Origin of the sequence: Microbispora bryophytorum, assembly GCF_006874465.1 — a bacterium.
Lineage (GTDB): Bacteria > Actinomycetota > Actinomycetes > Streptosporangiales > Streptosporangiaceae > Microbispora > Microbispora bryophytorum.
In genome coordinates, this window is the sequence record NZ_VIRL01000010.1 from 1 (window position 1) to 11,890 (window position 11,890).

Below are 11,890 nucleotides of genomic sequence, written 5' to 3' on the forward strand. Positions count from 1 at the left end.
ACCATCACCCGAAACCCTTTAACAGGTCCCGCACTCCGGGGCGTTTCACCGTTTGTTTTTCTTTTGTCCTGCTGGTCTTAATTCTTCCCGACCGGCTCTTCCGTGTCAAATCCGCCCCACCGGGACCTAATTTGACCCGAAACCCGCCAACCGACAGGAATTCGACCACCCCGTTTCCGGGGCAACCCCTCTAACTTACCCGAATTTCGAAAGCCCGTCGAATCGCGACGATGCATCCCGAAATCGGGTTCGTTGAAAGGGAGACGCTGAGAGCCTAGCAGCCGATCTCCGGAGGGAGATTCAGGCTCGCCGGTCCTCGGCGCGTGCAGAAAGACTAGCACCCCTCGACGGGTGCCGCGCACAACTTGGGCAACTTTAGGGTCCTGTCCTGTCTTCATGCCGTTCAAACCTCAGCCGGCACAAAGCCAGGAGTGCCTGTGCGCCCTCGCCGGGACGAGGGCGCACAGACCGACGGCCTACGCCGACAGGGCGGCGAGCTGGGCCTCAAGACGGGAGATGTCTTCGGCCGACTGCTCGGCCCGCCGGCGCACCTTCGCCACGACGTCCTCGGGCGCCTTGGCCATGAACTGCTCGTTGCCGAGCTTCGCCGTGACCTGCGCCTGCTCCTTGCGTGCTGCGGCCAGGTCCTTCTCCAGCCGCTTCCGCTCCGCGACGACGTCGATGGCTCCGGCTGTGTCGATCTCCACGAGCACCGTGCCGACCGTGAGCCGGGCTGTCGGGTTGAAGGTGTCCGCGGGTTCGTCCAGACGCAGCAGGACGCGGATCGCCCCCTCGTGGGCGGCGAGAGCCGTACCGGACAGGGACAGTCGCGCGGCCACCCGCTGGCCGGGCTTGAGGCCCTGGTCCGAGCGGAACCTGCGCACCTCCGTCACGAGGTTCTGCAGTGCGGAGATCTCCTGCTCGGCCGCGGGGTCGAGCAGTCCGGGCGAGGCCGAAGGCCAGGGAGCGACCACGATCGACTCCCCACCGGTCAGAGCACGCCACAGCTCCTCGGTGACGAACGGCACGAGCGGGTGGAGCAGCCGGAGCAGCGCGTCGAGGACGTGCCCCAGCACCCGCTTGGTGTTCTCGGCCACCGCGCCGCCCTCGGCGAACTTGACCTTGGCCAGCTCGACGTACCAGTCGAAGACCTCGTCCCAGGCGAAGTGGTAGAGGGCGTCGGAGGCCTTGGCGAACTCGAATTCCTCGAAGGCCGCGTCGACACTCGTGACGACCTCCTGCAGGCGCGACAGGATCCACCGGTCGGCAGCCGTGAGGTCGTCGGGCAGGCCGTCGGAGACGGCGCCGTTCATCAACGCGAATCGGGTGGCGTTCCAGATCTTGTTGCAGAAGTTGCGGGATCCGGCCGCCCAGTCCTCGCTGATCGCCACATCGGAGCCGGGGTTGGCGCCGCGGAGCAGCGTGAAGCGCGTGGCGTCCGCGCCGTATCGCTCGATCCAGTCGAGCGGGTCGACGACGTTGCCGAACGACTTCGACATCTTCTTGCCGAACTGGTCGCGCACCATGCCGTGCAGCGCCACGGTCCGGAACGGCGGCTGGCCGTCCATCGCGTACAACCCGAACATCATCATCCGGGCGACCCAGAAGAACAGGATGTCGTAACCCGTGACGAGCACGGTCGTCGGATAGAAACGGGCCAGCTCGGGCGTGGCGTCGGGCCAGCCCAGCGTGGAGAACGGCCACAGCCCGGAGGAGAACCACGTGTCGAGGACGTCCTGGTCCTGCTCGTAACCGGCCGGCGGCTCCTCATCGGGCCCCACGCAGACCATGTCGCCGTCCGGGCCATACCAGACGGGAATCCGGTGTCCCCACCACAGCTGGCGTGAGATGCACCAGTCGTGCATGTCGTCGACCCAGTCGAAGTAGCGTTTGGCCAGCTCCGGCGGGTGGATGCGGGTGCGGCCGTCGCGCACGGCGTCACCGGCGGCCTTGGCCAGGGGCGTGACGTTGACGAACCACTGCAGCGACAGCCGCGGCTCGACCACGGTCTTGCAGCGGGAGCAGTGCCCGACGGAGTGCACGTACGGCCGCTTCTCGGCGACGATGCGGCCCTGCTCGCGCAGCGCGGCGACCACGGCGGGCCGTGCCTCGAACCGGTCGAGGCCCTGGAAGGGCCCGTGGGCGGTGATGACGCCGCGCTCGTCCATGATGACGAGCGACTCCAGGGAGTGGCGGCGCCCGATCTCGAAGTCGTTCGGGTCGTGCGCGGGGGTGACCTTCACCGCGCCGGTCCCGAAGGAGGGGTCCACGTGCTCGTCCGCGACGATCGGGATGCGCCGCCCGGTGAGCGGGACCTCGACGAGCCTGCCGACCAGGTGCGCGTAGCGCTCGTCGGCGGGGTGGACGGCGACCGCGGTGTCGCCCAGCATGGTCTCGGCACGGGTGGTGGCGACGACGATCTCCGCGTCGCCCGAGCCGTAGCGGATCGAGACGAGCTCGCCATCGTCGTCGCTGTGCTCGACCTCGATGTCGGACAGGGCGGTCAGGCAGCGGGGGCACCAGTTGATGATCCGCTCGGCGCGGTAGATGAGACCGTCGTCGAACAGCTTCTTGAAGATCGTCTGGACGGCTCGGGAGAGCCCCTCGTCCATCGTGAAGCGCTCACGCGACCAGTCCACGCCGTCGCCGAGCTTCTTCATCTGGCCGAGGATCCGGCCGCCGGACTCTTCCTTCCACTGCCAGACGCGCTCGACGAACGCCTCACGGCCGAAGTCGTGGCGAGACAGGCCCTCCTTGGCGATCTCGCGCTCCACGACGTTCTGCGTGGCGATGCCGGCGTGGTCCATCCCGGGAAGCCACAGCGTCTCCATGCCCCGCATCCGGGCTCGGCGGGTGAGCGCGTCCTGGACCGAGTGGTCGAGGGCGTGGCCCACGTGGAGCGACCCGGTGACGTTGGGCGGGGGAAGCACGATGCTGTACGGCTCGCGCCCGCTGCCCGGGTCCGCGGTGAAGTAGCCCGCCGATACCCAGCGCTCGTAGCTCCGGATCTCGACATCGGCGGGGGCGTACTGGGTGGGCAGCTCAGACGTAGTCACGGTGCCCAATTCTAGGGACGTCCGGACGCCGCCCGAGCCGTCACCGCACGCCCTGTGGACAACGCGCCGGCGAGGGCCCCCGCCTCAGGCCGACTTCTCCCTCGGGGTCCGCTGCTGCTTGGCCTGCAGCTGGTCGCGTGGCACCAGGGTCGGATTCACGTGCTCCAGCACGGCTTCGCGGGTGATGACGACGCGGGCCACGTCCTGGCGGGAGGGCACCTCGTACATCACGGACTGGAGGACTTCCTCCAGGATGGCGCGCAGACCGCGGGCGCCGGTGCCGCGCAGGATGGCCTGGTCGGCGATGGCCTCCAGGGCGTCGTCGGAGAACTCGAGCTCGACATTGTCCAGTTCGAGCAGGCGCCGGTACTGCTTCACGAGCGCGTTGCGCGGCTCGGTGAGGATCTGGATCAGTGCGTCCCTGTCCAGGTTGTGCACCGATGTGATCACCGGGAGCCGGCCGACGAACTCGGGGATCATGCCGAACTTCAGGAGGTCTTCCGGCATGACGTCCGAGAAGATGTCGGAGGAGTCCATCTCCTCCTTCGAGTGGATGATCGCGTTGAAGCCGATGCCCTTCCTGCCGACCCTCGACTCGATGATCTTCTCGAGGCCGGCGAAGGCGCCGCCGCAGATGAACAGCACGTTCGTGGTGTCGATCTGGATGAACTCCTGGTGGGGGTGCTTGCGCCCGCCCTGCGGCGGCACACTCGCCGTCGTCCCCTCCAGGATCTTCAGCAGGGCCTGCTGCACGCCCTCGCCCGACACGTCCCGCGTGATCGACGGGTTCTCGCTCTTACGGGCGATCTTGTCGACCTCGTCGATGTAGATGATGCCGGTCTCGGCCTTCTTGACGTCGTAGTCGGCGGCCTGGATCAGCTTGAGGAGGATGTTCTCCACGTCCTCGCCGACGTAGCCGGCCTCGGTCAGCGCGGTCGCGTCCGCGATGGCGAAGGGCACATTGAGCATCTTGGCGAGAGTCTGCGCGAGCAGGGTCTTGCCCGACCCGGTGGGGCCGAGCAGCAGAATGTTGGACTTGGCCAGCTCCAGGCCGTCGTCGCGGCCCCGCTCCCCGGACTGGACGCGCTTGTAGTGGTTGTAGACCGCCACCGACAGCGCCTTCTTCGCCTTGTCCTGTCCGATGACGTACGCGTCGAGGAACTCGTAGATCTCGCGCGGCTTGGGGAGGTTGTCCCACTTGAGCTCGGAGGACTCGGACAGCTCCTCCTCGATGATCTCGTTGCAGAGATCGATGCACTCATCGCAGATGTAGACGCCTGGTCCGGCGATGAGCTTCTTGACCTGCTTCTGGCTCTTGCCGCAGAACGAGCACTTCAGCAGGTCTCCCCCGTCGCCGATGCGTGCCACCCCAGATACTCCTTTGCGTGGGACCGCCCCTGCTGCCGCGGTCGTCTCCGTCCGCACCTTGTTCACGATCCGGGCTCATGATCCTGGGTCATGAGCCGGCGATCGCGATCCGGTGCGAAAACGTCATCCCGCTCAGGTTTCGACGTTACCGTCTCTCGGGCCCTCAGTGAGCCCCCTAGCGGTGAGTCGCACCGGAACGTGCCCAAATGGGCACCGTTCCGGTGCGGCGACTCCTCAGGAAGCGGCGACAGCCGCCGTGCGCTTCTTCCGCGACGGGATGATGTCGTCCACCAGCCCGTACGCCTTCGCCTCCTCGGCGCTGAGGATCTTGTCACGCTCGATGTCCCTGCGGACCTCGTCGGGCGCCTTGCCCGAGTGCCTCGCCACGATCTCTTCGAGCAGCGACCTCATCCGCAGGATCTCACGAGCCTGGATCTCGATGTCACTGCCCTGGCCGCCGCCCTCGGTGTAGGGCTGGTGGATCAGCACGCGGGCGTTGGGCAGGGCGAACCGCTTGCCCGGCGTGCCGCCGGCCAGCAGGACCGCTGCTGCCGAGGCCGCCTGCCCAAGGCAGACCGTCTGGATCTCGGGCCGGACGAACTGCATGGTGTCGTAGATCGCGGTCATCGCGGTGAACGAACCACCCGGCGAGTTGATGTACATGCTGATGTCGCGGTCCGGGTCCAGCGACTCCAACGTCAGCAGCTGCGCCATCACGTCGTTCGCCGAAGCGTCGTCGATCTGGACGCCGAGGAAGATGATGCGGTCCTCGAACAGCTTGTTGTAGGGGTTCATCTCCTTGACGCCGTACGACGTGCGCTCGACGAAGGAGGGAAGGACGTAGCGGCCGTTGATGTCACCCGGCCGGATCAGCTCACTCATCTGGGAAGCTCCAGTCACGAGACGGCGCCCTCAGAGGGCACCTGGCGGGCGCTGCGCACCACGTGGTCGATGAAGCCGTAGTCCTTGGCCTCCTCGGCCGTGAACCAACGGTCCCGGTCGGAGTCACGCTCGATCTGATCGAGCGGCTGGCCGGTGTGGAAGGCGATCCGCTCCGCGAGCGTCTTCTTCACGTAGAGCATCTGCTCGGCCTGGATCGCGATGTCGGCCGCGGTGCCGCCGATGCCGCCCGACGGCTGGTGCATCATGATCCTGGCGTGCGGAAGCGCGTACCGCTTGCCGCGTGCGCCGGCACAGAGCAGGAACTGCCCCATGGAGGCGGCCAGGCCCATGGCGACCGTGCAGACGTCGTTCGGCACGTACTCCATCATGTCGTAGATCGCCATGCCGGCGGTCACCGAGCCACCCGGAGAGTTGATGTACATCCAGATGTCGCGGTCCGGGTCATCGGCGGCGAGGAGCAGGAGCTCAGCGGCCAGCCGGTTGGCCACATCGTCGTTGACCTGGGTGCCGAGCACCACAATCCGCTCACGCAACAGGCGCTGGTAGAGCTGGTCCTCGAGGCGGGAGGGGCCACCCTCCGGGCTCCGGGCCTCGAAGCCGGAACCATCGGTCGGGAAGAAGGTCGGCGGGCTGGTCACAGCGTCACCTTCCGATGCGTCGAAATCGATTGGCTTTGCTTGTGACCTTAACGCGCGACGCAGACAGGTCATGCCCGTGCGCCGTACTGTTCGCTGACGGCGCATGCCCGGCTCGCGGCGGGGGCCCGCACCGCACTGCTCGGGTTTCCCGTCGTGGCCGCACGGCCGGGGGCACAGGGATCTCGGCCGTGCGATTACTCCCCGTCACGCGGCAAGAAACAACTTTGCAGGGATTTACCCGTATATAACCGGAAACCCCCGGCGCACCCGAGTGCGACGGGGGTTCCACCATCACCACCACGCCGACCGGCCTCCCGGCCGGTCGGCGGCAGAGGTCAGGCGAGAGCCTGGGAACTCAGCTCTGCTCGGCCTCGTCGGCGGGCTCCCCGACGCCCGCCTCCTCCACGCCCACAGCCTCCTGCTCGGGGTTGAGCTCGGCGTAGATGGCCTTCACGTCCACGTCGTTGCCGGCCGTGTCGGTCACCTTGGCCGCGTCTCCGACGAGGGTCTTGGCCTTCTCGCGCACGATCTCCATCATCGCCAGCGGGAGCTGGTTGTTGTCGGCGAGGTGCTGGGCCAGCGTGTTCGGCGCGACGTTCATCTGCATGGCGCGGCGCACCACGAAGTCGGTCAGCTCCTGCTCGCTGACACCGATCTCCTCCGCATTGACGATCTTGTCGAGCACGAAGCCGGACTTCAGCGCCTTGGCCGAGGTCGCCTCGTATTCGGCGAACAGCTCCTCCTCGGTGGTCTGCTGGAGGCGGAGGTACGCCTCGCGGCTCAGGCCGCTCTCGGCGACCTGGTGCTCGAGGTTGTGCTTGCGCGCGTCGATCTCCGCCTGGAGCGCGCTCTCGGGCAGCGGGATGTCGATCCTGTCGAGCAGCGCGTCGAGGGCCTTCTCGCGGCTCTGCACGACCTGGTCCACCAGCTTGTTGCGGCGAACCTGCTGCCGGATGCTGTCCTTGAGCTCGTCGAGCGTGTCGAACTCGCTGGCGAGCTGCGCGAACTCGTCGTCGAGCTCGGGCAGCACCTTCTCCTTGACCGACTTGACGTTGATGATCACGTCGGCCTCCTCGCCGGCGTTCTCACCACCGACGAGCGTGGTGCGGAAGGTCTTCTCGTCGCCGGCGGTCATGCCCTCCAGCGCGTCGTCCAGGCCCTCCAGGACCGAGCCCGCGCCGACCTCGTACGACACGTCGGCGGCCTGCTGCTCGTCGAGGTTGCGGCCGTCGATCTCGGCGCGCAGGTCCATCACGACGTAGTCGCCGTTCTGGGCCGGCCGCTCGACACCGGCCAGCGTCGCGAAACGCTGGCGCAGGGCCTCGATCTGGGCGGCGATGTCCTCGTCGGTCACCTCGGCGGGGTCGACCACGACCTCGGCGCCCTGGTAGTCCGGGACGTCGAAGGCGGGACGGATGTCCACCTCGGCGGTGAACTCGACCTGCTCACCGTCCTCGATCTTGGTGACCTCGATCTCCGGCTGGCTGACCGGGAAGACCTCAGTCTCGTCCACGGCCTGGCCGTACAGTTTGGGCAGCGCGTCGTTCAGGGTCTCCTCGAGAACCACCGCGCGGCCGAAGCGCTGCTCGATGATCCGGGCCGGCACCTTGCCAGGGCGGAAGCCGGGCACGCGCACCTGCTGCGCGACCTTCTTGTACGCGGCCTGCAGGCTCGGCTCGAGCTCCTTGAATGGCACCTCGACGGTGAGCTTGACCCGGGTAGGGCTGAGCTCCTCGACAGCGGTCTTCACGGGGTGGTCTCCTTGATCCAGCATCTGGTGATCGCGGGCACGTCGTGCACGGCAACCGCGGCACAATAACGCGCGCCGCGCCCACGTGAGAGGCGCAGGATCACCGTCTCGCCTGCACGCGACCTGTCTGGGCATGCTCGACTGTGGCGGGTGTCCAACGCCAAGGGCAGTCTAGAGCAGATGAGGCCCGGTAGCGACTGATCAGAGGTCGGCCATGATCTGCCGCAGTAGGTCCACCGTCTCCGTTGGGGTGGTGCTGACCGCGCAGAGGCGTTCCATGACCTCGCTGTAGCGATCGACTTCTTCCCGTTTATCCAGGTAAAGCGCGCTGGCGAGCTGCTCGACGTACACGATGTCGGGCAGGTCGGGATCGCCGAACCGCAGGATGCTGAAGGCACCGCCCTCGGCGGCGTGTCCTCCGTAACTGAACGGGATGACCTGAATCGTCACGTTGGGCTGGTTCATCAGGTCGATGAGGTGCTGGATCTGGCCCCGCATGACCTCGACACCGCCGATCGGACGGCGCAGCGCGGCCTCGTCGATGACAGCCCAGAACTTGGGGCTGTTCTCGCCGTCGAGGATGCTCTGGCGTTCCAGCCGCAGGTCCACCCGCCTGGCGATCTCCTCCGGCACCGCGCCGACCGCGCCGGCCATGATGACGGCCCGCGCGTATTCCTTTGTCTGCAGCAGGCCGGGAACGAACTGCACCTCATAGGTGCGGATGCGCTCGGCGGCCTCCTCCAGGCCGACGTACGCCTGGAACCACGAGGGAAGCAGGTCGTTGAACCGGTGCCACCAGCCGGGCTCGTTGGCCCGCTCGACCAGGTTCATCACGACGTCACGCGTCTCCTCGTCCTCCACTCCGTAGAGGGCGAGAAGGTCAACCACGTCGCGTTCCTTGAACCCGACCCGGCCCAGCTCCATCCGGCTGATCTTCGACTCGGACGCCCGGATGCACTGGCCGGCCTGGTCACGGCTGATGCCCTTGCTCTCGCGGAGCTTGCGGAGCTGGGAGCCGAGAAGGATGCGCAGAGCCGTCGGACCCGATCCAGCCTGGATCTGTATCACGGCGCCTCCCTCTCACCTCGGCCCTGTGTGCCGCAAGGGACGACCCGCACGACACCCCCCAGCCCACACAGTGTCACCACTTCGGGCTCCGATGACAAGGTCTGATCTACGTGTCCCTGACAGTAAGGACTACCGCAGCGTGCGTCTGCACGTGACAATTGCACGTGCATCTGGGTCTTGCAGCGGCAGGAGCCGCTGATCCATCATGTCTAGGTGCATATTGGGTCAAATGTGCACCAGCCCTCGATTCAGGCCAGCGGGAGGTACGGGCAACCATGTCGGACGAGCCCAAACCCGGCGGCCAGCTGACCCGCGACGTGGGATTCGGCTGGTTCCGGAGGACGGCAGGGGCGTCCGATACGACGATGTGCCCCCTGGCCCCCCAGGCCGACTCCGTCAAGACCGCGCGTGACGTCACGCGGATGACCCTGCAACGGTGGGGCCTGTCGGAGCTGAGCGACGACGCCGCGCTGGTCGTGAGCGAACTGGTGACGAACGCCGTCCGTTACGCGCTGTGTCCGGCGACCCGCCTCGTCCACCGGCCGTTGACACTGACGCTCCTGCGCCTCACCCCGCACGTGCTGCTCGCCGTCTCGGATCCCAGTGACCAGGCGCCGTCGCCCGTGCAGCCCGACTTCGTCTCCGAGCACGGCCGCGGCCTCTACATCGTCGAGACCTACAGCCAGGCGTGGGGCTGGGACGCCCTGGACGAGGGCGGCAAGGCCGTCTGGGCCCTGTTCCACACCGGCGGCTGACCGTTTCCCGGCGCCTCGCGCCGGCTCCACGATGTACGGGCCGCAGTCGCGGCGGGCGCTCACGCGGTCGGACGGCCCCGCCTCGACCGGATGACAGGCACGAGGAAAGTATTCGGGCGTGTGACGGACGCGGCAGAAATCCGGAGGCTTTAAAAGATTGCGGCCCACCGTCGCGATAACGCCGCGGCGACTCTTCCGACCTGGGCCTTCATCATCAGAGCGGACGACGGGAATCGAACCCGCGTAGCCAGTTTGGAAGACTGGGGCTCTACCATTGAGCTACGTCCGCGCGCGCCCGGTGTCCATCTGGTCTAGACTTCATCCGGTCGTCAGGGCGTAAGCGTACCGGAGTCTCGGAGCGTTCGCGTACCCGACGAGACGGGGCGTGGCGCAGCTTGGTAGCGCGCTTGCTTTGGGAGCAAGAAGTCGCAGGTTCAAATCCTGTCGCCCCGACCAGCACTCAGGCACGTCAAAGGCCGCCTCCGGTGAACGGAAGCGGCCTTGTCCGGCGCGCGGGGTCCGGCGCGTCTCCCGGAACCGCCGTACCCCCCCGGAACCTGAGGAGCATCATGGACGACCTGGTCCTCGTCGACCGGCCCTCCGAGGCCGTCGCGGTCGTGACGCTGAACCGCCCGCGCAAGTACAACGCGATCTCCAAGGCGCTGCTCGAGGAGTTCCAGGACACGCTCCAGCGGCTCGCGGAGGAGCCCGCCCTGCGCGCGATGGTCCTCACGGGGGCCGACCCCGCCTTCTGCGCCGGCCTGGACCTCGGCGAACTGGAAGCGGCGGTGCAGATCGGCCACCCCGACTCCATCCTCCCGCTGCGGAACTTCCCGGTGCCCGTCATCGGGGCGGTCAACGGCGTGGCGGTGACCGGCGGCCTGGAGTTCGCGCTGGCCTGCGACTTCAGGATCGCCAGCGAACGGGCGAGGTTCGCCGACACCCACACCCGCGTCGGCATCGTGCCCTCCTGGGGCATGACGGCCCGGCTCAGCCAGGCCGTCGGGCAGTCCTGGGCCAGGCAGATGACGTTCACCGGGGATTTCGTCGACGCCTCCCTGGCACTGCGTATCGGCCTGGTGAACGAGGTCGTCGCGCACGACCGGCTGCTGCCCCGGGCCGTCGAGCTCGCGCAGAGCATCGCGACGACGACCCCGGAGACGCTGGGCAGGATCCGGGAGATCTACGACCTCCTGCGCGACGGCACCGGCGCCGACGGCCTCCGGGCCGAGCTGGAGACCGGCCGGGACGGCCTCGCCGTCGCCGGCCCCGACGATTTCGCCGCCCGCAGGCGCGCCGTGTTCGACCGGGGCCGGGCGCAGAACCGCTGAAGGTCACTCCTCCTCGACGTACGGATGGGTCAGGAACTCGATGGCATGGCCGTCGGGGTCGTCCACGTACACCCCGCGGCCGTGGTGACGGTGGTTGATCTGCTGTGGCTCCAGGTGGTGGGGGCCGCCCCAGTAGGGCAGGCCCCGCTCGGCGATGCGGGCGCAGATGTCGTCGAACTCGTCTTCGGAGACGAGGAACGCCAGGTGCTGCATGACGATCCGGTCCCGGTCGACGATCGAGTCGGCGTAGTCGATCGTCACGCCGTTGCCGACCCGGACCGTGGCGAACGGCCCGAACGCGCCGGGCTCGGGCTCGCCGAGCAGCCCGGTCAGGAACCGCGCGGACTCGAAGCGGTCGCTGCTGTGCACAATCGTGTGGTCCAGTTGAGCGGTCACGTCGCCCTCCAGGTTTCCTACGGTCTTCATCGACGCAATACCGTGGACAGGTGATCGACAAGCACATCTCCCGCGTGCTGGGGCTGCTGGGGCAGGACGACACGCTCCGGGTCCTCGCCGGGCTGGTCCTGCGTCCCGGTGGGCCGCTGGACAAGGTCACCGGGCTCGACCGGGAAGTGGTGTCCAGGGCCCTGGACCGGCTGGAGCGGGGCGGCCTCGCCGTACGGGACGGGGACGGCTGGCGGGCGCGGCCCGAGACCTTCCGCGACCTGCTGCGCACGATCCCCTCCACGCCGGCGGACCCGATGGACGCGTTCCTGGTCGACGGGCGGCTCGTCTCCATGCCGGCGAAGAGGACCAAACGGCTCATGGTGCTCGACTACGTCGCCCAGGTGTTCGAGGTGGGCGTGCGCTACCCGGAGAAGGAGGTCGACGTGGCGCTGCGGGCGTTCCACGACGACTACGCCGCTCTGCGCCGTTACCTGGTGGACGAGGGGTTCCTCACCCGGGAGTCCAACGTCTACTGGCGCTCGGGCGGAACCGCCTGACGCACCGCCTGACGCTCCGTCTGACACACCGTCTGGCGCACCGTCTGACCGGGTCCGGCCACATCGGCGGTCGCCCT

General features: G+C 67.8%; 10 protein-coding genes and 2 tRNA genes. 4 read left to right on the forward strand and 8 right to left on the reverse strand.

Annotated elements, in window-relative coordinates; all coding sequences use genetic code 11:
• Positions 1-476: 476 nt before the first annotated feature.
• From FLX07_RS18825 to FLX07_RS18850, 6 genes are all read right to left on the reverse strand, one after another.
• Entirely contained in the window at positions 477-3,065 is a 2,589-nt protein-coding gene (locus FLX07_RS18825) for a valine--tRNA ligase (RefSeq protein ID WP_142572130.1), read from the reverse strand.
• A 75-nt stretch (positions 3,066-3,140) separates the two neighbouring features.
• Positions 3,141-4,424 carry an ATP-dependent Clp protease ATP-binding subunit ClpX gene (clpX, locus tag FLX07_RS18830; RefSeq protein WP_030509563.1) on the reverse strand — a complete coding sequence of 428 codons (1,284 nt, stop codon included), beginning with the start codon at positions 4,422-4,424 and terminating at the stop codon, positions 3,141-3,143.
• A 234-nt stretch (positions 4,425-4,658) separates the two neighbouring features.
• Positions 4,659-5,306: an ATP-dependent Clp protease proteolytic subunit gene (locus FLX07_RS18835; RefSeq protein WP_142572131.1), complete on the reverse strand. Its 648-nt coding sequence runs from the start codon at positions 5,304-5,306 to the stop codon at positions 4,659-4,661.
• 14 nt (positions 5,307-5,320) lie between these two features.
• Positions 5,321-5,965, reverse strand: coding sequence for a ClpP family protease (locus tag FLX07_RS18840; protein ID WP_268239486.1), 645 nt, complete (start codon positions 5,963-5,965; stop codon positions 5,321-5,323).
• Between the two features lie 355 nt (positions 5,966-6,320).
• Positions 6,321-7,715: a trigger factor gene (gene tig / locus FLX07_RS18845; protein ID WP_142572132.1), complete on the reverse strand. Its 1,395-nt coding sequence runs from the start codon at positions 7,713-7,715 to the stop codon at positions 6,321-6,323.
• Between the two features lie 201 nt (positions 7,716-7,916).
• Positions 7,917-8,783, reverse strand: coding sequence for a helix-turn-helix domain-containing protein (locus FLX07_RS18850; RefSeq protein ID WP_142572133.1), 867 nt, complete (start codon positions 8,781-8,783; stop codon positions 7,917-7,919).
• A 275-nt stretch (positions 8,784-9,058) separates the two neighbouring features.
• Here FLX07_RS18850 and FLX07_RS18855 point away from each other — a divergent pair, with 275 nt between their 5' ends.
• On the forward strand, positions 9,059-9,538 hold the full coding sequence (locus tag FLX07_RS18855) for an ATP-binding protein (RefSeq protein ID WP_142572134.1): 480 nt from the start codon (positions 9,059-9,061) through the stop codon (positions 9,536-9,538).
• A gap of 218 nt (positions 9,539-9,756) precedes the next feature.
• Here FLX07_RS18855 and FLX07_RS18860 read toward each other — a convergent pair.
• A tRNA-Gly gene (locus FLX07_RS18860) sits at positions 9,757-9,827 on the reverse strand.
• A 90-nt stretch (positions 9,828-9,917) separates the two neighbouring features.
• Between FLX07_RS18860 and FLX07_RS18865 the strand changes: the two genes are divergently transcribed.
• A tRNA-Pro gene (locus FLX07_RS18865) sits at positions 9,918-9,994 on the forward strand.
• Between the two features lie 113 nt (positions 9,995-10,107).
• Positions 10,108-10,869: an enoyl-CoA hydratase gene (locus tag FLX07_RS18870; RefSeq protein ID WP_142572135.1), complete on the forward strand. Its 762-nt coding sequence runs from the start codon at positions 10,108-10,110 to the stop codon at positions 10,867-10,869.
• Between the two features lie 3 nt (positions 10,870-10,872).
• On the opposite strand, the gene FLX07_RS18875 is transcribed toward FLX07_RS18870, so the two are convergent.
• Positions 10,873-11,295: a VOC family protein gene (locus tag FLX07_RS18875; RefSeq protein ID WP_223854078.1), complete on the reverse strand. Its 423-nt coding sequence runs from the start codon at positions 11,293-11,295 to the stop codon at positions 10,873-10,875.
• Positions 11,296-11,315: 20 nt separating this feature from the next.
• Between FLX07_RS18875 and FLX07_RS18880 the strand changes: the two genes are divergently transcribed.
• The gene (locus FLX07_RS18880) at positions 11,316-11,813 is read left to right on the forward strand and encodes a DUF2087 domain-containing protein (protein WP_142572136.1); all 498 of its coding nucleotides are present in this window, start codon (positions 11,316-11,318) and stop codon (positions 11,811-11,813) included.
• The last annotated feature ends 77 nt before the right edge of the window (positions 11,814-11,890 follow it).

Excerpts from the sequence above, each read along its gene's own strand:
- FLX07_RS18835 (WP_142572131.1), bottom strand. The coding sequence starts at position 5,306 with ATGAGTGAGCTGATCCGGCCGGGTGACATCAACGGCCGCTACGTCCTT.
- FLX07_RS18855 (WP_142572134.1), top strand. The coding sequence starts at position 9,059 with ATGTCGGACGAGCCCAAACCCGGCGGCCAGCTGACCCGCGACGTGGGA.
- FLX07_RS18870 (WP_142572135.1), top strand. The coding sequence starts at position 10,108 with ATGGACGACCTGGTCCTCGTCGACCGGCCCTCCGAGGCCGTCGCGGTC.
- FLX07_RS18875 (WP_223854078.1), bottom strand. The coding sequence starts at position 11,295 with ATGAAGACCGTAGGAAACCTGGAGGGCGACGTGACCGCTCAACTGGAC.